Origin of the sequence: Thermoactinomyces sp. CICC 10523, assembly GCF_016055105.1 — a bacterium.
GTDB classification, from domain to species: Bacteria; Bacillota; Bacilli; order Thermoactinomycetales; family Thermoactinomycetaceae; genus Thermoactinomyces_A; species Thermoactinomyces_A daqus.
The window spans coordinates 189,734-211,534 of record NZ_JAECVX010000001.1 but is presented as its reverse complement, the minus strand read 5'-3'; the positions used below and the strand labels follow the sequence as shown (position 1 = coordinate 211,534).

Genomic DNA, 21,801 nt, shown 5'->3' with positions numbered 1-21,801 from the left:
AAATAACGAGAATCGAAATAAAACAGGATAATGGATCTATTCTTTTAATAATTTTGAGAAGAACCAGGGCATGACGGATTCCTGTGTTTTGTCAACACAAGCTGACTACAGATTCATTGTCTTTTGCTGGCGGGCCGTTTTGTCACAAGACCATGGAATTGCCAGCATGATGAAAATAGATTAACATAAATCGAAATTGATCCGCTTATTTTGATATGATAAGAGTAGCAGAATTCTGCCTATGCAAGAAAAAGGCAGCGAAAATACCATGATCACATCGGAGTTGGAGTTTACTTTTGCAATGGAGTGATTTCATGATCTTCCCTTTTTCCTCTCAGGAATTTGTGCTCGAGTGGCTATTGATCGCGGTGCTGGTTAGTATCGGCCTGATCATCCTCTGCAAGTTTGCCATTTTTATGCTGCGGCGTCGGCGAATCGCTTCTTTTCTTTTGATTTATAAAAGCTGTTGGGTTTTATTTTTTGTTTGCTATTTTTCCTTGATCGGATTTTTTATTTATCAAATTCTCAACTTTTCAGACTTGCGGAATTTGCGTAACCTGATCATCTCCATTATCATTTTGGGATTGGCTATCCTTTTTTGGATTGGTCCCGCCCGCGGCATATTGGGATTAAAAGCGCGCAAATTGACAATTCGGGCCGATGAAACCAAGGCGGAAAAGATCGTTTCCAAAGATGGCTGGGTGATTGACAGCTGGCTGGGAGAGGGAGGAGTCGCGGAAGTTTCCGAAAATGAAGCCAAAAAAGAAAATCAGCCGGCGAAAACCCGTTTCGGCAAGAATCTGTAAATCTAGGAATGCCGGGCTGTATATTTCTCCTTGTGCTGTCATAGAGTAGAGTGACAGGATAAGGAGGATCGCGAAATGAAGAGGAAAAATCAACTCGGGTCTACCATCGGGCTTCATGTTAAACAGCAAAAATCGCTCTATCTGTTTGTCACTGTTTTGTTTATGATGGGAGTCATTTTCGGTTCCCTGATTGTCAACGCCCTTGACCCAACTCAAAAAGAAGGCTTGCTTCATTATCTGGGGTATTTTTTTCAGGGCCTGAAACAGGATTCGATTGCCGATTCCTCCATCGCTTTGCAACATTCGGCGGGTGATCATCTGAAAACAATCGGATTGATGTGGATTTTGGGCCTCTCGGTAATCGGGATTCCGCTTTTGTTGATTTTTATCTTCATCAAGGGACTGGTGATCGGCTTTACCGTCGGTTTTTTGGTAAATCAACTGTCCTGGCAGGGATTGTGGTTTGCCTTTGTCTCCGTCGTGCCGCAAAATCTGCTGATTATTCCGGCATTGATCATCGTAACCGTCGCCGGGATCAACTTTTCGAAAGATTTGGTGCGCAATCGCCTGATTCACCATCGCGGCCGGATCTATCCGCAATTTGTTTCCTTTTGCATTCTGGTGACCGGAATGGCAGCGGTTCTGATGATTTCTTCGCTATTTGAAGCATTTCTTTCGCCGCAGATCATGAAAGAATTAATCCCTACACTTAACTAACTAAATACTGAAATGGATTTGTGATATTTTTAAAATGATTCTCATCTGATATTTTTTCTTGATTGGTTTGACTTCCCTTGTTGCTCTCCAATATAATGGAGTCAGATAGGCAGGGGGGGTGTCTCTGTGGAAAAACGGGTAAATCAAATTAAACAACAATTATCCGCCCATAATTATAAATTAACCCCCCAACGGGAAGCGACTGTCCGCGTCCTTCTGGAAAATGAGGAGGATCATTTAAGCGCGGAGGATGTTTACCTGTTGGTTAAAGAAAAAGCACCGGAAATCGGATTAGCGACGGTTTACAGGACGTTGGAGCTCCTCAGTGAATTGCAAATCATTCATAAACTGAACTTTGGCGATGGCGTAACCCGCTATGAATTTCGGGCGGAAGGGGCGGAACACCATCACCATCACCTCATCTGTCTCAATTGCGGGTCAGTTGATGAAATCATGGAAGACTTGTTGGAACCGATTGAAGTACAGGTTGAAAAAGAATATGATTTTCAGATCATTGATCACCGGTTAACATTTCACGGAATTTGTCATCGTTGTAAAGGGAAGGTTTCCGATCCAAAAAAGCTTGTTGGTTCAAAGGTAACGTGAGATCTTGGAAAAAAAGATCTCACGTTTTTGTTTAAAAAAGGTGAGCTGTTGCATCCTAGAAATAAATAATTCAGCAACAGAAGGAGGGGAAGTTTGATGAGAATTGGTGTGCCCAAAGAAGTGAAGAACAATGAATATCGTGTGGCCATCACCCCGGGGGGCGTTGATGCCCTGGTACAGGCTGGTCATGAGGTGATCATCGAAAAAGGCGCCGGAGAAGGAAGCGGTTTCAAAGATGAGGAATTTGCAGAACACGGGGCCAAGATCGCACCATCTGCTTCGGACACATGGAACAACGCGGAGATGATCTTAAAAGTCAAGGAACCGCAACCCGAAGAGTATGAATACTTCCGTGAGGATCTGATTTTGTTCACCTATCTCCATCTCGCTCCCGAACCGGAACTGACGAGGGCGCTGATGGATAAAAATGTGGCCGCTATCGCCTATGAAACCGTGCAATTGGACAACGGTTCGCTTCCGCTGCTCACCCCGATGAGCGAAGTGGCCGGGCGGATGTCGGTGCAGATCGGTGCCAGATTTCTGGAAAAGCCTCAAGGAGGGCGTGGAGTTCTTCTCGGTGGTGTTCCGGGGGTTGTTCCGGGAAATGTTGTCATTATCGGCGGGGGAACAGTGGGAACAAATGCTGCCAAAATCGCCTTGGGAATGGGAGCCAATGTTACCATCCTCGACATTAATGCCGACCGTTTGCGCCAGCTGGATGATTTGTTTGCCGGCCGATTGCACACACTCATGTCCAATCGCTATAATATTGCCGAAATGGTGAAACAGGCGGATCTGCTGATTGGTGCGGTACTGATTCCCGGACGCCGGGCCCCGCATCTGGTCACCGAGGAGATGGTGAAAGAAATGCAGGAAGGGGCAGTCATCGTCGATGTGGCAATCGACCAGGGCGGTTCGATCGAAACGATTGACCATGTCACCACTCACAGCGATCCGACTTATGTCAAATACGGAGTCGTTCACTACGCTGTTGCGAACATGCCGGGCGCCGTTCCCCGGACATCTACTTTTGCCTTGACCAATGTGACGATTCCGTATGCCGTGCAAATCGCCAGCAAAGGCCTGGAAAAGGCTATTTCCGAAAACCGCCCGTTAGCCCGGGGAGTCAATGTGTACAAAGGGCAGGTTACATACCAGGCCGTTGCAGAGAGTCTGAACTTGCCGTATGTATCGCTGAATGAGATAATGGGGCGCCAAGTGGTTTAAATGCCCCGGAGATTTTCTCATAAAAGATCGTCCTTTTCCATAGGTTATACCAATATGAGGAAAGGACGATCTTTATGGTAATCTCGCTTCGCAAGCTGAAAGATTGGTGTCAATTCATCCTGTTGTTCATCCTGTTCACTTTGTTGTTGTACCAGTTGATTTCTTTTTTGACTCCTCTCTTCAAGCCGGATTTTATGTATAAACAACCGGCGGGCGGGGCAGTCAAAGTGTTTGCTTATGCCGACAGAAGCAGTCCTTCATCCTTTCTGGAGGAAGTGAAAGAGCGATTGCTAGAATTTTATTGGATCGGGGAATGAAACGTTCGGAAAATGTTGCACTTTTTGTCGATCAGTGACAAACTATGAAAGGGAGCTTTGCTCCCAACTCACTGATAAGGCCGAGACGATGTGAGCAAAAAGCGTCGTCGGTTCTTTTTTTTCAGTGCAGGTATGAAGGAGTGAATGGAATGAATCGTTTTTCTCGAATCGCGCTGATCGTTCTTGACAGTGTCGGAATCGGCGCTTTGCCCGATGCAGCTGCCTTTGACGATGAGGGGGCCAATACGCTCGGACATATAGCTGATTACAAAAAAGGTCTTCATCTGCCCAATCTGGCAAAAATGGGGCTTGGCAATATCGCTCCGATCCAAGGGGTGAATCCGGTGGAAAAGCCGGCCGCCTATTATGCCAAAATGGCTGAAATCTCAAAGGGGAAAGATACGACAACAGGCCATTGGGAATTTATGGGCATTTATACGGACAAACCTTTCAAAACTTACCCGAACGGATTTCCCGAAGAGCTGATCAAGACTTTTGAAGAGCGGACAGGCCGTAAAGTACTTGGAAATAAGCCCGCTTCCGGCACTGAAATCATCAAGGAGTTGGGCGAGGAACATATGAAAACCGGCGCGCTTATCGTCTATACGTCGGCTGACAGCGTTTTCCAAATCGCCGCACATGAAGAAGTGGTTCCGCTTGATGAATTGTATCGGATTTGCGAGATTGCACGGGAGCTGACACTGGATGACCGCTACTCGGTGATCCGCGTCATTGCCCGTCCGTTTGTCGGGGAACCGGGCAATTTTACGCGGACGGCAAACCGGCGTGACTATTCGGTAAAACCGCCGGCTCCGACGGTTCTCAACTATCTCAAGGACGCCGGCAAAAATGTGATTGCTATCGGAAAAATTTCCGATATCTATGCAGGGGAAGGTGTAACCGAGGCCATACATACCAAATCGAATATGGATGGCGTTGATCAATTGCTCCGTACGTTGGAAAAAGATTTTGACGGGCTGGCCTTTGTCAATCTTGTCGATTTTGACGCCAAGTACGGACATCGCCGTGATCCGGAAGGGTATGCGGCAGCACTTGAAGAATTTGATGGGCGTCTACCGGAAATATTGGCTGCGTTGCGCGAAGATGATTTGCTGATTATTACAGCTGATCACGGAAATGACCCCACTCATCATGGGACGGACCATACACGGGAATACACACCGCTCCTGGTTTACGGAAAAAAACTGGCTGATGTCGGAAAATCCCTGGGAGTGAGGGAAACCTTCGCCGATGTCGGGGCGACCATTGCCCACAATTTTGCCGTCCAGGCACCGCCGATCGGCCGGAGCTTTTTGAATGAACTGGAATAACGACGGTCACGTCAACTCGCGTAACCTGAGGATGAAAGCCTTCACAAACTCGTAAGCGGAGTGAGGCCCTTCTGACCGGCCATTGGAAATGAGATAAGGGGCGGTCAGGGGGCAATACCACCAAGCTGCAATAAACGGATACAGAGAAAAGAGGAGGAACACGATCATGCGTTACTCTCGTGTACATATCAAAGAGGCCGCCGAATTTATTCAAGGCAAAATCTCGATTCAACCTGCTGTCGGTTTAATTCTTGGTTCGGGTTTGGGAGTGATCGCGGAAGAGATTCAGAACGCTGTTTCCATCGATTATGAAAACATTCCGCACTTTCCGGTTTCCACCGTGGAGGGACATGCCGGCAAGCTGATTATCGGCGTTTTGAATGAAAAGCCCGTTGTTGTGATGGCCGGCCGCTTTCATCTCTATGAAGGGCATGAGCCGGAAAAGGTGTCGTTCCCCATTCGGGTTATGAAAGAATTGGGGGTTGGAACGATCCTGGTTACCAACGCTGCCGGAGGTGTAAACGAATCATATGATCCCGGTGATTTAATGGTGATTAAGGATCATATCAATCTCATGTTTAAAAATCCGCTGGTTGGCCCGAATGATCCGGAACTGGGGCTGCGCTTCCCGGATATGTCAACCGCATATGATCCGGAATTGCGCGATTTGGCGAAGCAAGTGGCAAGAGAACAAGGTTTTTCCCTGCGGGAAGGGGTTTATGCCGCCGTTTTGGGCCCTTCTTATGAAACTCCGGCCGAGATTCGCATGATCCGGACGCTTGGTGGAGATGCGGTAGGCATGTCAACCGTGCCGGAAGTGATTGTTGCACGGCATGCCGGGATTCGCGTGCTGGGAATTTCCTGCATTTCCAACATGGCCGCCGGAATTCTGCCCCAGCCTCTCAGCCACGAGGAGGTCATGGAAACGGCCGAACGGGTCAAGGAAAAATTTATTGGCCTGGTCAAAGGGATTCTCGATCGATTGTAATAAGGAAGGGAATGCTTTCCCGCCGAAGTTGTCAGCAACGCGTCAGGCGTGATTAACGAAGGATGGACGAGGGATCAAAAGATGAGTACCGTGGAAATCATTCGCAAAAAAAGAGATGGAAAAACGTTGGAAACCAATGAAATTCGGGAGTTGATCCAAGGTTATACCTCCGGAAGGATTCCCGACTACCAGATGTCGGCCTGGGCGATGGCCGTGTTTTACCAAGGCATGACTGAAAAAGAAACCGCCGATCTGACGATGGCGATGGTGGAATCCGGCGACCAGGTCGATCTTTCCGCAATCCAAGGCATCAAGGTGGATAAACACAGCACGGGCGGTGTCGGTGATACGACGACATTGGTATTGGCACCGCTGGTGGCTGCTGCCGGGGTTCCGGTGGCCAAACTTTCCGGCCGGGGCCTGGGACATACAGGCGGTACCATTGACAAACTGGAATCGATTCGCGGTTTTTCAACCGAATTGGCCACGTCAGAGTTCGTCGAGCTCGTCAATCGCAACAAAGTGGCGGTGATGGGACAGACAGCCAATTTGACACCGGCTGACAAGAAGCTGTATGCTTTGCGCGATGTCACTGCAACAGTCGATTCAATTCCGCTGATCGCCAGCTCTATTATGAGCAAAAAGATCGCAGCCGGTGCCGATGCGATCGTGCTGGATGTAAAAACAGGGGAAGGCGCTTTCATGAAAGATGAAGCAGATGCTGTCCGCCTGGCCCAGGCGATGGTGGCGATCGGCAAACATGTAGGACGCAAGACGATCGCGGTTGTCAGTGACATGAGCCAGCCGCTTGGGTACGCCGTCGGAAATGCCGTCGAGGTAAAAGAAGCGATTGATACGTTGAAAGGGAACGGACCGGCCGACTTGACCGAGCTTTGCTTGGTGCTGGGAACGCAGATGCTGGTTCTCTCGGGTGAATACCCTGATAGCAAAGCCGCCCGGCAAACGCTGGAAGAACTGATCCGCAGCGGAAAAGCCCTGGCCAAACTGAAAGAATTTATCGTCGGCCAACACGGGGATCCGGTACAAATTGATCAACCGGAGACGTTGCCGCAGCCCGGGAAAATCATTCCGCTCGAAGCGGAGCAGGATGGGATTGTCCAGACAATTCATGCTGAAGAAGTAGGGCTTTGTGCCATGAAATTGGGGGCAGGACGGGCCACAAAAGAAGATCAAATCGACCATGCAGTGGGCATCCTGTTGCATAAAAAAGTCGGAGACAGCGTGCAAAAGGGAGAACCGCTGGCTTCCCTTTATGTAAACAGAACCGAAGCGCTGGAGGAGGTGAAGCAGCGGATGCGCCAGGCGATCCCGATCGGTACCACTCCGGTTTCGGCTCCGAAATTAATTCGTTCGATTGTAACGGAAGATGGCGTCATCCCGCTGTAAATAAAGATAAATCCGGCCCTCTGAAGAGGGCTGGATTTTTTTATGAGAAAAAATGCAATTATTTTTAGCAATCACTATGCTTTTTTCCCGTTAAAAAAGGCAAAAGAGGGAAGAAGGAAGATTTGCCGAAATATACATAAAGGGAACAAATTTGCCTGCCTGACTCGAAGTCGTTTTTTGAAAATTCAGCCCGTGCAGCAGAGGCAAAGGAGGGATCTCCATGGATTACTGGGTAGAGTTGGGTCTGGAGGAAAAAGTATTGAAGATCCTGGAGGCAGCAAGACAATCGGGGGGAGAAGCTGCGCTGGACGGCCATGAACTGGCGATTGAACTGTTGAAAAGGGAACCATCCCTGCTTCAGGGAACCTCCCTGCGTTTGCGCGGATCGTCGACGGAATCATTCGGCCTTTATCTTGCCAAGCAATTATCCACTCGCATTCTGCATCATCAACTGCCGCTCCTGATGCGAAAAGTGAACAAAAGCATGAAGGTATATACGGCGCCGGACGGGTCGGCTTTTACTGCGAATATGACTGAAAAATTTTATCTCCCATAAAAATGAAAGCGCTTTAATTTTAATGGTTTCGGCCACAAGGGGGGGAGATCGCTCCTTGTGGCTTTTTCTTAACGTTTGCCGGAAGCAGGGCACCAGGCCAGGTCATTGGAAACGAAGGAAGAAGAGGGACCTTGATCCTCATCCGATTCTTTTCATCCCCGAATTTGGACGAAAAGAGGTTTCAGTATATGATGTAAGCCTTTTCAATCAGTTGCAGTCGATTGCTTTTTTTGCAACAAGGCAGTATAGTGGATCAATTCTTCTGTGACTGATGCCAAGCGTTCCTTGACGGCTTCATGAACAGCACCCGTGTCGTCAAGATCGGTTTTATCCACGACGCATTGGCCTGGCAGCACCAGTCCCCCGACGCCGCGAATCACCAGGCGCAGATTATTGAGGGCGTTAATCCCCCCTTTGCCCCCGCCGCTGATCGCCGTGAGCGAGACCGGCTTTTGATCAAAATGGCTTCGGTTCAAAAAATCAAGCGCGTTTTTTAAGGCGCCGCTGATCCCGTTGTGATATTCGGGTGTGCAAAAGAAAAAGCCGTCCGCCTGCTCCGCGATTTTTTGCAGATGCTTTACTTCCGGATGGGCAAAGGTCTCTTCTTCTCCGTTGAATATGGGCAATACGTGAGCGCTCAAATCATACAACAGCACATCGATGCCTCTGGATTTAAAAAAATGGAAGGCGGTCTCGGCCACTTTCTGCGAATTGGAGTTTTTGCGGGGACTGCCGCTGAATATTAATATTTTCATGCGATTCGCTCCTTCATTGACTATTATTTCAAATTTGATATAATAAATTTTGTGATAATTATATAATTTGCGGCTATGTTTTGTCAAATTACAACAACTCGTTTTAAAGGATGTGGTCTTGATCAAGAACGGAGAAATTGAACAATCTATGCATTTATTGCGTGTTTTGGCGCGTTCCTATTCAAGTGTTTCCACCCATTCCTTCGGTTCTTGCAAAAAGTTTGGCTTTAACCCGACGGAATTCGCCGTATTGGAACTTTTATACCATAAAGGGCCGCAGAAGCTGAATGAAATCGGGAGCCGCCTGCTTCTGGTCAGCGGGGGAGTCACCTATGTCGTTGATAAAATGGTGGCAGCTGGATTGGTGATTCGGGAACCTTGCCAGACCGACCGCCGCGTCATCTATGCAAAACTGACGGAGAAAGGGAGAAGGACCATAGAGGAAATCGCCCCAAAGCATGCGGAAAATCTGCACGAAGCCGTCAGCGGACTTACTCCGGCAGAAAAGGAAAAGCTGATTGACCTGTTGAAAAAGATGGGAAAAGAGGCAGAGCGGAAATGGAAGGAGAAAAGCAGCAGGATATAAACGGATCAGTTTGTTTACAGGAGCCTGTCGGGGATTGAGTCCCTGCCGGCTTCCCAAAATCCTTCCATGAATACATACAGTATGGGGCTTATTAACAGGTCTAAAAAATATATATTGAAAAAATACTAAATTCATTTATAATTGTATTGTCTTTTCTATTTGTTTAGAGAAGGGGGAGCGGTATGAAGTTCAATAAGTCAGTCATCGCCCTGCTCTGTTCATCCCTGATCCTCGGGACGATGACGACAGCGCCGATGGTGGGTTTTGCCCAGTCGTCCGAACCTTCGTCCGGGCTGAAACGGAGCAATGCTGACACGGATTGGGCCGTTGTCAATGAAGAAGCATTGATCAAGTCGCTCAAGGATCGCGGGAAATTAAGCAAAGACGCTTCGCCGGAGGAAATTGAAAAAGCGGTTCAAAACTATGTTTCTCGTGGAAAGACCCCGTTCAGCAAAACAGACGGAATCGATACGTCATCTTCTTTTGGTAAGCGGGCGTTCAAAAACAGAAGAGCTTTCCAGAAGAAAATGGACAAGAAAGTTGCCGGATTCAAAGAGGAGTCGACGAAAAAGACAGGTAAGAATCATTTTTCCGATAATGCCGTGGTCGCTCTGATCGAGTTTCCGGATCTCAAACATAATCAGATTCCGCCGAACGATGACGGCACATCCCTCTGGACCAAGGATTTCAGCCCTGAGCATTATCAAAAACTGCTCTTCAGCAAAGACGGCTATACCACGGACGATGGCAAGAAACTGATTTCTTTCACCCAGTATTACCAGCAACAGTCGGCAGGCTACTGGTCGATTTCCGGGAAGATCACCCCGTGGATTGAAGCGCAGCACAATGCCGCATACTACGGGGAACACATAAAAGTCGGGGATTACGAAGATAACGACGCCCGTCCGCGGGATCTGGTCAAGGAAACACTGACGGAAGTGGGCAAGCTGATTGCCGGCCATGAGTCAGAGTACGATCAACGTGATCCCTACGACCTCGACGGTGACGGAAATGTAATGGAACCAGATGGTTTGCTGGACAACCTCATGATCGTCCACTCCGGCATGGGTGAAGAAGCGGGCGGCGGTCAGTTGGGCCCCGATGCGATCTGGTCCCACCGTTCGGTGATCGGACAGGCACCTGTACCAATCCCCGGAACAAAACTAAAAGCGTATGATTACATCATTCAACCCGAAGACGGGGCAGCAGGTGTTTTTGCCCACGAATACGGCCATAACCTGGGTTTGCCCGATGAATACGACACGGGTTACACCGGTTCGGGCTCTCCTGTGGAAGCCTGGTCCATCATGTCTTACGGCAGTTGGGCGGGCAAGGTTCCCGGAACGGAGCCGACGGGGTTCAGCCCTTACGACAAACTGTTCTTCCATGAAACCTACGGTGGCAACTGGCCGGTTCCAACCGTGATTGACTTTAAGAATTTCCACGGTCACCGGACATTCCCCCTGAAAGAAGCCGTGGCGAATACCAAGCGCGGAAAAATGCTGAAAATCGACCTGCCTGATCGTCTGGTCGATCCGCCAACCCAGCCGCTGGGCAAAAAATCGTATTTCTCCACCAAAGGAAATTCGCTTGATACCAGTATGACTTCTCCGGTGATTGACCTGACCAATGCCAAATCACCCAAACTTTCCTTTGATTCCTGGAGAGATATTGAGGCAAATTATGATTACCTGTATCTGAAGGTGAAAGCAGATGGTGCGGACCAGCCAGTCACAGTCAAGGAATACACCGATTCAACCGATGGAAAATGGGTGAATGACCAAATTGATCTGACCCCTTTTGCCGGCAAAAAGATTCAATTGACGTTTGAGTATGTGACGGACATCGGTCTGGCCAAAGAAGGATTCTATGTGGATAATATCGACGTGTCGGACAACGGCCAAACGCTGTTCCACGATGATGCCGAAGGCACGCCGCAATTTACCTTGGACGGGTTTAAAGTGTTTGACGGTTCCAAAATCCCATTCCCGAACTATTATCTTGTGGAATGGCGGAACCACAACGGTGTGGATCAGGGATTGGCCCATATCCGCCGCAACAACAGCTTCCTGGTCTATAATCCCGGAATGCTCGTCTGGTATTACGACGGGCGTTGGGGAGATGACAACATGACCGGACTCCATCCGGGCGAAGGCTTCCTCGGACTTGTCGACGCCCATCAGTTCGGATTTTATTGGAACGACGGAACGGTCGGCTCGACTCGCTACCAGCTGGCGGATGCCGCATTTGGCTGGAAGCCGACGGTGCCAATTGATATTACGTATCCGGATTCATACATGAAATACGATTCCCTGCCGGGTGTGCCCGTATTTTTTGACGGGAATGATTACAGCAGCCCGTACAACCCCGACGGAGGAAAAATTTTGCCTTACAACGGAGTAAAACTTGTTGTGAAAAAGGCAAACCGAAATGACTCAGAAGCATGGGTCGAACTGTCGAAAGTCAAATAATCTCAATCAGAAAAAGGCCTTCCCTGCTGAGTGGGGAAGGCTTTTTTCCGTCCCCGGGTTATCCAAAAAGACTTGGGATATTTTTTGGGAATAATTTTCCAAACGCCTGCTCACACTAAGAACACTGCTGCATAGGAGGGAATGTGGAATGCTGAAAAAGTTCAGCAGGTTCATCTTGTCCATCAGTGTAACATTGCCATTGATGTTTGCGCATACGACCGCCTTTGCTGAAGGGGCGGAAACGGATCTGGCGCCAAACAGCTTATCTGCGGTGTTGATCGATGCATCCACGGGTAAGGTGCTGTTTGAGAAGAATAGCCACAAACCGTTGCCCCCTGCCAGCATCACGAAATTGATGACGATGTTGTTGGTGATGGAAGCGGTGGATGAAGGAAAGATATCCCTGAAGGACCAGGTTCGGGTGAGTGAATACGCCGCCTCCATGGGCGGAACGCAAATCTTCCTGGAACCGGGCGAACAGATGAGTGTGCATGATCTGTTAAAAGGAGTGGCGATCGCTTCGGCAAATGATGCTTCAGTCGCTTTGGCTGAATATATCGGCGGGACGGAAGAAAATTTTGTCGCGATGATGAATAAAAGAGCGAGTGAATTGGGGTTGAAAAATACCCATTTTCAAAACTCGAACGGCCTGCCGGCAGACAATCATTATTCCTCCGCTTATGACATCGCGATCATCTCGCGCGAATTGTTGAAACATCCGCGCATTACCCAGTATACCGGGGTTTATCAGGATTACCTCAGACAAAACAGCAAAAAACCGTTCTGGCTGGTAAACACCAATAAATTGGTTCGTTTTTATCCCGGACTCGACGGGCTGAAAACAGGATTTACCTCCGAGGCGAGATTTTGCCTGTCGGCAACCGCCCAGCGGAAACATCTTCGCGTCATCGCTGTGGTGATGGGCGAACCGGATGCAAAAACGCGCAACAAGGAAGTCTCGGATATGCTGGACTATGCTTTCAACCGCTATACAAGTCACTTGTTGTATAAAAAAGGAGCTGTCATTGCCGAAAAAGCGATCGAAAAAGGAGACCCGGGAGTGGTTCGCATCCGCGCCAACCAGCCGTTCAGCCTGTTGATGGAAAAGGGAGAAAAGATCAGCGACTATCAGCAAAAATGGGAATGGAGAAAATTAAAGGCTCCCATTTCCAAAGGAGACGTTCTGGGAAAAGTCCAATTTCTCAAGGACGGGAAGGTAGAGGCGGAATTGGAACTGGTCAGTGCGGTCGATGTACAAAAGGCGAATCTTTGGTCCTCGCTGAAACAAGTATTGAAAGACGTATTCTATCTGCCGGGCAATATCAGGGAACAAGATTAACAACGCGGATCGGGGAGTTCCGTTTGATGTCGGAGATCCTCGATTTTTTTGTTATTTTCTGCCGGGGAGGAAGAGCAAAGAAGGGTGTAGAAATAGGGGATTAAAACAGAGAGAGGAGTACGGTTATGAGCCTGAATATTCAAGTAAAGCATTTTAAAAGTGTGTTGATTGTCCGGCTTCAGGGAGAATTGGACCATCATTCGGCGGAAAAAGTGCGAAATACCATCGAGCGCGAATTGGCACAGGAGTCGATTTCCCATCTGGTGCTCAATTTGGCCGATCTCGATTTTATGGACAGCTCCGGTCTCGGGGTGATTCTCGGCCGTTATAAAAAAGTATCGCAACTGGGAGGGAAAATGTTGCTCTGCTCGATTCAACCGTCCGTGCACCGCCTGATGGAAATGTCGGGATTATTCAAGATTGTACCTACATACGAAGATGAACATAGCGCGATTCTCGCTTGTGGGGTGGCGTCATGAAAGAGTCGGGAAAAAACGTGATGGAACTCAAGTTTTCCAGTCGATCGGAAAATGAAGCATTTGCCCGCGTGGCCGTGGCATCCTTTGTTTCGCAATTGGACCCGACGGTGGAGGAATTGACCGATATCAAGACGGTGGTATCCGAAGCGGTCACAAATGCCGTGATTCACGGGTATGAAGAGCGGGATGGAATCATCTGCATCCGCACGGAAATCGATGGGGAGCGCGTCAGCATTACCATTTCCGATCAAGGTGTGGGGATTTCCGATGTCAATTTGGCCAGGCAGCCCCTTTATACTTCCAAGCCTGAGCTGGAGCGGTCAGGGATGGGTTTCACCATCATGGAAAATTTTATGGATGAAGTGATCATCCATTCCAAGCCGGGACACGGCACGACGGTTCATATGGTTAAATATCTGAAAAGCCGGCAAAAGTCGTTGGCGAATTGAGGGATGTCCATGGAAGCAGACATTCGCAACCATAAGTTGAGCCATCTCTCTGACGATGAAGTGAAACAACTGATCCTCGACAGTCAAAAAGGGGACATGGAGTCGAGAAACCGTCTGATCAGCCACAACATCCGTCTGGTGTGGTCCGTTGTCCAGCGTTTTCTGAATCGCGGCTACGAGGCCGAGGATCTCTTCCAAATCGGCTGTATCGGTTTGCTGAAAGCCGTCGATAAATTTGACCTGAGCTATGATGTGAAATTTTCCACGTATGCCGTCCCGATGATTATCGGTGAGATTCAGCGTTTTTTACGCGATGACGGGATGGTGAAAGTGAGCCGTTCGCTCAAGGAGATGGCCAATAAAGTGCGCAAGGCGAAAGATGAGCTTTCCAAGAAGCTGAACCGGCTTCCGACCATCCAGGAAATTGCCGCGGAAATCGGGGTGGAGCCGGAAGAGATCGTCTTCGCGCAGGAAGCGAATCGCGCTCCGGCCTCTATTCATGAAACGGTTTATGAAAATGACGGCGACCCGATTACGCTGATGGATCAGATTGCCGATGAACCGGTTACGTCATGGTTTGACAAGCTGGCCATTAAAGAGGCCATTCACCGTTTGTCCGAAAGGGAACAGCTCATTGTCTACCTGCGCTTTTTCAAGGACCAAACCCAATCGGAGGTGGCCGAGAGGCTTGGAATCTCCCAGGTTCAGGTTTCCCGTCTGGAGAAGAAGATCATCGCCCGGATGCGGGAAGAACTTGATCTGAGCAGAGAAACATGAGAACGTGTGGAAAATGCACGGGAAGGTCAGGGAAACGCATATTTTCACAGAAGTCAATGAAAGCGCCGAGAACGGTGCTTTTTTATATTCTTGTCAAAAAGAAGCATACTATTAAAGGATCATCCTTGGTGGAAAGGAGGTTTCCCGTGAAGCCGACTGTATATGTGAGATTGAGGAAAAAGATCGAAGTTGATCCGGAGCAAGTCATCCGGTTAAAGGATATCTGTCAATTGGTGGCGGATGAACCATACCGGTATCTGGGAAACCTGCCTGTTCATACGGCTTCATTGAAGAATGGAAATTACGCTTTGGTTGATGCTGTTCACATCATGCGTTTGATCAAAGAGAGGCAACCGGAGCTGGATGTGTGGCACATAGGGCCGACACAAACCCTGATCGAGATCAAAACCCCGGATCCGATGCCGAAACGGTTGCCGGTGGCAATTGTGATGCTCATTCTGTTTATCGGTTCCGGACTGGCGATCATGAACTTCCATGCCGATGTGAGCATGAAAGAGGTGCACGCCCGGATCTATTATATGTTGACAGGAATTCATGACAAACATCCGTTGCTTTTGCAAATTCCCTATTCGATCGGCATCGGGGCAGGCATGATTCTGTTTTTTAACCGCTTGTTCAAACGCCGTTTCAATGAAGAACCCAGTCCGATGGAACTGGAAGTGTTTTTGTATCAGGAAGCAATGGAACAATACATTATCCATGATGAAAAACAAAAAATGGGGCGAACGACCCATGCAAATCCTGATTGATTTGATTCTGATGGTGATTGGCCTGTCCGGCGGAATTGCCGTCGGCGGAGGTTTCGTCGCCTTTATCACCGTGTTGGATATTGTTCCGCGGCTCGTTCAAATGACGCGGACGTTCCGTAAGATTATGCTGTACGAGTATGCGATTGTGTTCGGCGTCGTTTTTTTTACCTGGGTGGATTTTCGCGACTATTCTTTTTCCTTGCCACGCGTAATTGCAGGTGTGGTGGGGGTGTTTATGGGGATCTTCATCGGTATGCTGGCTGCCGCCTTGACCGAGGTGGTCAATGTGATTCCCATTATGGCCAAACGGCTGAAGATGCAGGTGCACCTCGTTTACCTGATTATGGCCATGACGATGGGGAAAGTGGCTGGTTCTTTGTTTGAATGGCTGTTTTTTGAGTTTTAAATGAAAGGATGTGAATTGCTAATGGGTTCATTTTGGGCGGCTTTTCTCGTCGGCGGATTGATCTGTGTCGTCGGGCAGCTGTTGATTGACGGAACAAATATGACGCCGGCTCATGCTCTGAGTTTGCTTGTGGTGGCAGGAGCGGTATTGGATGGCTTGGGTTTATATGAGCCTTTGATTCAATTTGCCGGGGCCGGGGCCACTGTCCCGATCACAAGTTTTGGCAACGCGCTGGTGCACGGGGCATTGATGGAAGCAAAAAAGCACGGACTTATCGGGGTATTGTCAGGCATTTTTGAGATCACCAGCGCCGGGATCTCCGCAGCGATTATCTTTGGTTTTTTAACGGCTGTGATCTTTAAACCCAAAGGTTGATATTATGGAAAGAAGGCAAGTAATCCTGGTGACGGACGGAGATCAGGCAGCCAAGACAAGCCTGGAGGTGGCGGCACGGCGGGTCGGAGGCCGCTGCATTTCATTGTCGGCGGGAAATCCGAGCCATTTGAGCGGCCCGGAACTGGTGGAATTGATTAAACAGGCTGCGAATGATCCTGTATTGGTCATGTTTGATGATTGCGGTTTGGCAAGAGAAGGGGTGGGCGAACAGGCGCTGAAATATGTGGCGACACATCCGGACATTGAAGTGCTGGGGGCGATCGCCGTAGCTTCAAACTGCAAAAACAGCAAAGGAACCCCTGTCCATGTCACGGTGAACCGCTGGGGACAACTCACAGCGAACAGCGTGGATAAATTCGGCCGGCCCCAATACCGCCACCCTCTCAGGATTTTCGGCGATACGGTTGAAGTGTTGAATGAAGTTGCCGTTCCCTTTGTTGTGGGAATCGGGGATATAGGGAAGATGGGACGCAAGGACGGCGTGGAACTGGGGGCTCCGGTTACCACCAAGGCGGTGCAACTGATTCTGGATCACTATCGGCGCGCTCCGAAGACCCCGTCCCGTCCATAAGCGAAGGAACCGGTCTGTATCGGCATTCTTACCGGCTCTTTAATTAATTAAAGCGGCAAAAAGTTTCTGTTTATTTCTGCTTCAATTTGTCGTATAGTAGTGGATAAACATAAATTAAGGAGTCGGTAGCATGTACCTGCACGGAACAAGCAGAATCAATGAAGCTGGGCATTTGGAAATCGGCGGCTGCGATGCGGTGGAACTGGCCAAACGGTTTGGCACGCCGCTTTACGTGATGGACGAGGCCTGGATTCGCAGCCGGATGCGTAATTTCGTCAAAGCGGCAAAAGAGACGATGATTCCCTTTCGGGTCGCATATGCGAGCAAAGCTTTCAACACACTTGCCATGTGCCGGCTGGTCGATGAAGAGGGATTGCTGCTCGACGTCGTCTCGGGAGGGGAATTGTTTACCGCACTGCGGGCCGGAATGCCGGCAGAGAGAATCTATTTCCATGGAAACAATAAATCCCCGGCAGAGATCGAACTGGCGCTGGACGCCGGGATTCGACTCTTTGTGGCAGACAATTTCACTGAATTGGAGATGCTGGAGGCCATTGCCGCGAACAAGGGCAAAGTGGCCCGCGTCATTCTCCGGGTGAGCCCGGGAGTGGAGGCGCATACACATGCGTATATCCAAACGGGTCAGGCCGATTCCAAGTTCGGATTCGATCTGGAAAGCGGCCAGGCCCTCCAAGGTGTTCGGATGGCGGAAGAGGCTGGACATCTCTGTCTGGAAGGGTTTCATTGCCATATCGGTTCACAAATCTTTGAGACGGAAGCATTTGAACTGGCAGCCGAAAAGATGGCCGGGTTGTGCAAGGACAGCTACGGACAGTTTGGCTTTGAAACGAAAGTGCTCAATATGGGCGGCGGGTTTGGCATCCGCTATGATGAGAATGACCATCCCCAACCGGTCGAACGGTATGTAAACATAATTGCGGACGCGATGAAAAAGCAATTTGCCGGTCTCCCCTTCCTGCCGGAGATCTGGATTGAACCGGGCAGGGCGATTGTAGGAACGGCGGGAACGACGCTGTATACGCTGGGCACGGTGAAAGAAGTTCCCGGGGTGCGCAAATACGTGGCTGTCGACGGGGGGATGACGGACAACCCTCGTCCGGCTTTATATCAGGCGAAGTATGAGGCGTTTTTGGCCAACCGGGCGCTGGAAGAGGCGGAAGAAGTGGTCTCGATTGCCGGAAAATGCTGTGAAAGCGGAGATATGTTGATTTGGGATCTGCCTCTTCCTGCGGTGAGACAAGGCGATTTGCTGGCGGTTCCCTGTACGGGTGCCTATAACTACTCCATGTCGAGCAACTATAACCGTTTCCCACGGCCGGCTGTCGTGTTTGTGCAAAACGGGCAGGCGGAATTGGTTGTGAAGAGGGAAACGTATGAAGATCTGATCTCCCATGATGTGATTCCGAAGCGTCTTTTAAAAAACGCTCCGGCAGCGGAGCTTGAAATGATCAGGAGTTGAAGGGAAGTTCGATGATGCTGCGGCAATGGAACGCGAAGCAGCTTTTTCCGTGGTATCCCTCCCAGGGCATTGAGGCATCATCCTCCCCATTTGTGAGAAGTTTGTGCCTGTTTCCTGAAAATTAAACGACCAGGTTCAGACTGTGGTAAGATGGTAGAGGCGAATCGCCTCTTGATTAGGGGGGAGTTATCTTGAACGAACAACGTTTGCTGCGCATTTTGGCGGTTTTCACGTCAATGGGCGCATATTTGATGGTATTGATGGGAGCGATCGTGAGCGCGACTGAATCGGGCCGGGGGTGCGGCGGTTCCTGGCCTTTTTGCCATGGACAACTCATCCCGCAGTCGATGCCGGTCGATACTGTGATTGAATATAGTCACCGGATTATTTCGGGAATTGATGGGTTTTTTATCCTGCTGCTGACGGTGTGGATCTGGTTCCGGTTTAAAAAGGATCAGCGGGCGAAAATCTTAAGCGGGATGAGCCTGTTTTTTGTCGTTTTGCAAGGTGCCTTGGGAGCGTTGACAGTTGTGTTTGAGGAAACCTTTTCCAAAAACTTCGCGCTGGCGCTCCATTTCGGTTTTTCTCTCATTACTTTTGCCAGTGTGGTTCTGTTGACCGTCCACTTCTTCCAGAACAGGCAGGGAACAGTCGGGAAGAAAGTCTCCCCGGTTTCACAGCGGATGAAAACGGCCGTTTGGGCACTTTCCGCTTATACGTATGTCATTGTTTATACCGGGGCATTGGTTCGGCATACCGATGCGACCATGGCTTGTGGGTATTCATTCCCGTTTTGCGGTGGCCTTTATCTTCCCAATCTCAGTTCACTTGCGGGGATTCAGATGTTGCACCGATTTGGGGCGTTTTCCCTCTGGATTCTCGTTCTCCTGTTCATGATCTTGGTCCTGCGGAGTTATCGGGCGCGAACAGACCTGGTGCGTGCAAGCATCATGGCGCTGATTTTGATTACCTTGCAGGCGGTGAGTGGTGTCATCATCATTTTGACAGGAGGGAAGCTGGTGCCGGAAATGGTTCACAGCACGATTATTTCGGTCTTTTTCTGCGTTCTCTCCTATCTCTGCATGCAAGTTGGCACCCCTTGGGGAAAAAAGCGGCCGGTATTGATTCCTGAAGAGGGGATCACCCATTAAAGATGGAATGGAATAATAGACGGGAAGGATGATTCCTTCCCGTTTTTTAATGGCAACATGAACACGCGCTCGACATTTTTTTCTTGTTGGGCTATACTCATTCATAGAAGGTGAACAATTGAATGATTGTATCTTGCATCCTTCGGGGCAGGGTGAAATTCCCGACCGGCGGTGATGATGGCGATTCGTTGCGATCTCAGCCCGTGACCCGCTTTTGCGGTGGATTCGGTGAAACTCCGAAGCCGACAGTATAGTCTGGATGGGAGAAGGATGAATGGGACTGGTGTACCCTTTGATCGCTGTTTTTTAAAAGCGGAGGTTAAAGGTTTATTTCTGCATGCCTTGATATTGAACGGTACACCGCCTGCTTCTTCCGATTTCTGCCTCGAATTTCAAGCGAATTCGAGGTTTTTTATTTTCTCAAGGTAAGGAGAGACCCATGGAAACACATGAGCATTGGATGAAGTTGGCCGTCAATCTGGCAAGATCGGCGGAAGGGCAGACCTCTCCAAATCCAATGGTGGGAGCTGTGGCGGTAAAAAATGGCCGGATGGTTGGTGTCGGGACCCATTTGCGGGCTGGGACGCCACATGCCGAGGTGCACGCCCTGAACATGGCAGGGGAGGAAGCGAAAGGGGCTACTTTGTATGTTACGCTGGAGCCCTGCAACCATTTCGGGAGAACCCCGCCATGTACGGAAAAAATAATTGAGTACGGGATCAGCAAGGTTGTGATCGGATCGCTTGATCCTGATCCCAGGGTTTCAGGCCAAGGAATCGCCCGGTTGCGCGAAGCCGGGATCGAGGTGGTTTCAGGCGTTCTCGAACAGGAGTGCCTGCGCATGAATGAAGCTTATTTTCACCATCGGCGCACGGGCAAACCTTTTGTTGCCTTGAAAATGGCAACCACCCTGGATGGAAAGATTGCCACCGAAAACGGGGACAGCCGATGGGTCACGGGAGAAAAAGCACGAGCCCGTGTTCACGATTTGCGCCGCAGGTATGATGCCATTCTTGTCGGGAGCGGAACCGTGCTGGCGGATAATCCCCGGTTGACTGTAAGGCTGGGTGGCGAAGCGGCCAATCATCCTTTGCGTGTCATTGTGGACAGCACGCTTCGCACTCCGCCCGATGCGCTGGTGACGGATGTGGCCGAGGCACCGACCTGGATTTTTACCACCGAGCGCAAAGATCCCAAGGCTGAAAAGCGTCTGAGCGAGAAGGGGGTGCGTGTGATCACGGCAGGTCGCGGTCCGCGTGTGGATTTGGATGCCATGCTGGCCTTTCTCGGTGAACAGGGAATCTTGTCCTTGCTTGTGGAGGGCGGGGGTGAAATCAATGCCTCCTTTCTTTCCGGGGGACATGTGCAGAAAGTGATTACTTTTCTGGCTCCCAAGTTGCTCGGGGGAAAAGACAGCCGTTCCGCCATCGCCGGATCCAATCCGCAGCGGATGGCCGATGCCGTCCGGTTGCGCGACCTCGATATTGAACGGATCGGCGAGGATTTTCTCATCATGGGATATGTAGACCAAGAGACAGGAAGGGATGGGTGACATGTTTACTGGAATCGTTGAAGAAGTGGGCCGGGTGCGAAACATAAAGAAAACGCCCCTCACGATGACGATCGCCATCACTTGTCAAAAAGTGTTGGAAGGGACGAAACTGGGAGACAGTATTGCCGTAAACGGCGTTTGTCTGACGGTTACGGAGTTGGGGGCGGATTATTTTACCGCCGATGTGATGCCGGAGACCGTGAAACGGACCAATCTGCATGAATTAACCCTTTCATCTCCCGTTAATCTGGAGCGGGCGGTTGCCGCCGGACAGCGCATGGGAGGCCATTTTGTGCAGGGGCATGTCGACGGAGTCGGGACGATTGTCGCCCGGACACCGTATGAAAATGCGGTTCTGTTTCGCATTCAAGTCGATCCGCATCTGACGGAATATATGGTTGAAAAGGGATCGGTTGCCATGAACGGCATCAGTTTGACCATCGTTGAAACGGGAGATGATTTCTTTACCGTTTCCGTGATTCCCCACACGATTCAGGAGACGATGCTGAGTGAGGCCCACCCTGGAACCAAGGTGAATGTGGAAGTGGATATGATCGGCAAGTACATTGTTAACCATCTGAACAAACGATCCGGTTCCCCGTCAACTTCTTTGAGTGTGGAGAAATTACAAGAGACAGGGTTTATCGGTTAAGGGGGGAGAGTA

Annotated in this window: 24 protein-coding genes and 1 riboswitch; of the genes, 23 read left to right on the top strand and 1 reads right to left on the bottom strand. The window is 49.7% G+C overall.

The annotated features are described in order from the left end of the window. The first annotated feature begins 296 nt into the window (after positions 1–296). From I8U19_RS01105 to I8U19_RS01065, 9 genes are all read left to right on the top strand, one after another. Positions 297–806 (top strand): hypothetical protein, encoded by a 510-nt coding sequence (locus tag I8U19_RS01105; RefSeq protein WP_152568597.1) that lies wholly within the window; start codon positions 297–299, stop codon positions 804–806. Between the two features lie 75 nt (positions 807–881). Further along, positions 882–1,523 carry a stage II sporulation protein M gene (gene spoIIM / locus I8U19_RS01100; protein ID WP_198054958.1) on the top strand — a complete coding sequence of 214 codons (642 nt, stop codon included), beginning with the start codon at positions 882–884 and terminating at the stop codon, positions 1,521–1,523. Between the two features lie 126 nt (positions 1,524–1,649). Next, positions 1,650–2,129 (top strand): ferric iron uptake transcriptional regulator, encoded by a 480-nt coding sequence (fur, locus tag I8U19_RS01095; RefSeq protein WP_033101839.1) that lies wholly within the window; start codon positions 1,650–1,652, stop codon positions 2,127–2,129. Between the two features lie 96 nt (positions 2,130–2,225). Continuing rightward, positions 2,226–3,356 carry an alanine dehydrogenase gene (ald, locus tag I8U19_RS01090; protein ID WP_033101838.1) on the top strand — a complete coding sequence of 377 codons (1,131 nt, stop codon included), beginning with the start codon at positions 2,226–2,228 and terminating at the stop codon, positions 3,354–3,356. 74 nt (positions 3,357–3,430) lie between these two features. After that, positions 3,431–3,673 carry a DUF4227 family protein gene (locus I8U19_RS01085; RefSeq protein ID WP_033101837.1) on the top strand — a complete coding sequence of 81 codons (243 nt, stop codon included), beginning with the start codon at positions 3,431–3,433 and terminating at the stop codon, positions 3,671–3,673. Positions 3,674–3,822: 149 nt separating this feature from the next. Next, a complete protein-coding gene (gene deoB, locus I8U19_RS01080) occupies positions 3,823–5,004 on the top strand; it encodes a phosphopentomutase (protein ID WP_198054957.1) in 1,182 nt (393 codons plus the stop codon). Between the two features lie 166 nt (positions 5,005–5,170). After that, positions 5,171–5,992 carry a purine-nucleoside phosphorylase gene (locus I8U19_RS01075; protein WP_033101835.1) on the top strand — a complete coding sequence of 274 codons (822 nt, stop codon included), beginning with the start codon at positions 5,171–5,173 and terminating at the stop codon, positions 5,990–5,992. A gap of 81 nt (positions 5,993–6,073) precedes the next feature. Beyond that, positions 6,074–7,399 (top strand): pyrimidine-nucleoside phosphorylase, encoded by a 1,326-nt coding sequence (locus tag I8U19_RS01070; RefSeq protein ID WP_033101834.1) that lies wholly within the window; start codon positions 6,074–6,076, stop codon positions 7,397–7,399. A gap of 220 nt (positions 7,400–7,619) precedes the next feature. Next, entirely contained in the window at positions 7,620–7,955 is a 336-nt protein-coding gene (locus tag I8U19_RS01065) for a hypothetical protein (protein ID WP_033101479.1), read from the top strand. A gap of 203 nt (positions 7,956–8,158) precedes the next feature. Here the strand turns inward: I8U19_RS01065 and I8U19_RS01060 are convergent, their stop codons facing one another. Then, entirely contained in the window at positions 8,159–8,710 is a 552-nt protein-coding gene (locus I8U19_RS01060) for an NADPH-dependent FMN reductase (protein WP_033101478.1), read from the bottom strand. A 118-nt stretch (positions 8,711–8,828) separates the two neighbouring features. Between I8U19_RS01060 and I8U19_RS01055 the strand changes: the two genes are divergently transcribed. The 14 genes from I8U19_RS01055 (at position 8,829) to ribE (ending at position 21,789) form a co-directional block, all read left to right on the top strand. Beyond that, a complete protein-coding gene (locus I8U19_RS01055) occupies positions 8,829–9,296 on the top strand; it encodes a MarR family winged helix-turn-helix transcriptional regulator (RefSeq protein WP_033101477.1) in 468 nt (155 codons plus the stop codon). A 182-nt stretch (positions 9,297–9,478) separates the two neighbouring features. Then, positions 9,479–11,767 (top strand): immune inhibitor A domain-containing protein, encoded by a 2,289-nt coding sequence (locus I8U19_RS01050; protein ID WP_198054956.1) that lies wholly within the window; start codon positions 9,479–9,481, stop codon positions 11,765–11,767. A 148-nt stretch (positions 11,768–11,915) separates the two neighbouring features. After that, positions 11,916–13,106, top strand: coding sequence for a D-alanyl-D-alanine carboxypeptidase family protein (locus tag I8U19_RS01045; RefSeq protein ID WP_033101476.1), 1,191 nt, complete (start codon positions 11,916–11,918; stop codon positions 13,104–13,106). Positions 13,107–13,231: 125 nt separating this feature from the next. Next, positions 13,232–13,585 carry an anti-sigma F factor antagonist gene (spoIIAA, locus tag I8U19_RS01040; protein WP_033101475.1) on the top strand — a complete coding sequence of 118 codons (354 nt, stop codon included), beginning with the start codon at positions 13,232–13,234 and terminating at the stop codon, positions 13,583–13,585. After that, on the top strand, positions 13,582–14,034 hold the full coding sequence (gene spoIIAB, locus I8U19_RS01035) for an anti-sigma F factor (protein WP_033101474.1): 453 nt from the start codon (positions 13,582–13,584) through the stop codon (positions 14,032–14,034). The genes spoIIAA and spoIIAB overlap by 4 nt, the downstream gene beginning before the upstream one ends. 9 nt (positions 14,035–14,043) lie before the next feature. Then, complete coding sequence (gene sigF, locus I8U19_RS01030; protein ID WP_033101499.1) at positions 14,044–14,811, top strand: RNA polymerase sporulation sigma factor SigF; 768 nt, start codon at positions 14,044–14,046, stop codon at positions 14,809–14,811. Between the two features lie 146 nt (positions 14,812–14,957). Next, on the top strand, positions 14,958–15,581 hold the full coding sequence (locus I8U19_RS01025; RefSeq protein ID WP_033101473.1) for a stage V sporulation protein AA: 624 nt from the start codon (positions 14,958–14,960) through the stop codon (positions 15,579–15,581). Next, on the top strand, positions 15,565–15,987 hold the full coding sequence (locus I8U19_RS01020; protein WP_198054954.1) for a stage V sporulation protein AB: 423 nt from the start codon (positions 15,565–15,567) through the stop codon (positions 15,985–15,987). The genes I8U19_RS01025 and I8U19_RS01020 overlap by 17 nt, the downstream gene beginning before the upstream one ends. 21 nt (positions 15,988–16,008) lie before the next feature. Then, entirely contained in the window at positions 16,009–16,362 is a 354-nt protein-coding gene (gene spoVAE / locus I8U19_RS01015; protein WP_033101471.1) for a stage V sporulation protein AE, read from the top strand. Between the two features lie 4 nt (positions 16,363–16,366). Beyond that, complete coding sequence (spoVAEA, locus tag I8U19_RS01010) at positions 16,367–16,954, top strand: stage V sporulation protein SpoVABEA (protein WP_081943913.1); 588 nt, start codon at positions 16,367–16,369, stop codon at positions 16,952–16,954. A gap of 130 nt (positions 16,955–17,084) precedes the next feature. After that, entirely contained in the window at positions 17,085–18,434 is a 1,350-nt protein-coding gene (gene lysA, locus I8U19_RS01005; RefSeq protein WP_198054953.1) for a diaminopimelate decarboxylase, read from the top strand. 191 nt (positions 18,435–18,625) lie between these two features. After that, entirely contained in the window at positions 18,626–19,585 is a 960-nt protein-coding gene (locus I8U19_RS01000; protein ID WP_198054952.1) for a COX15/CtaA family protein, read from the top strand. Positions 19,586–19,719: 134 nt separating this feature from the next. Then, a riboswitch (FMN riboswitch) is annotated at positions 19,720–19,860 on the top strand. A gap of 164 nt (positions 19,861–20,024) precedes the next feature. Next, positions 20,025–21,137 (top strand): bifunctional diaminohydroxyphosphoribosylaminopyrimidine deaminase/5-amino-6-(5-phosphoribosylamino)uracil reductase RibD, encoded by a 1,113-nt coding sequence (gene ribD, locus I8U19_RS00995; RefSeq protein ID WP_198054951.1) that lies wholly within the window; start codon positions 20,025–20,027, stop codon positions 21,135–21,137. Position 21,138: 1 nt separating this feature from the next. Further along, positions 21,139–21,789, top strand: coding sequence for a riboflavin synthase (gene ribE / locus I8U19_RS00990; protein ID WP_033101468.1), 651 nt, complete (start codon positions 21,139–21,141; stop codon positions 21,787–21,789). The last annotated feature ends 12 nt before the right edge of the window (positions 21,790–21,801 follow it).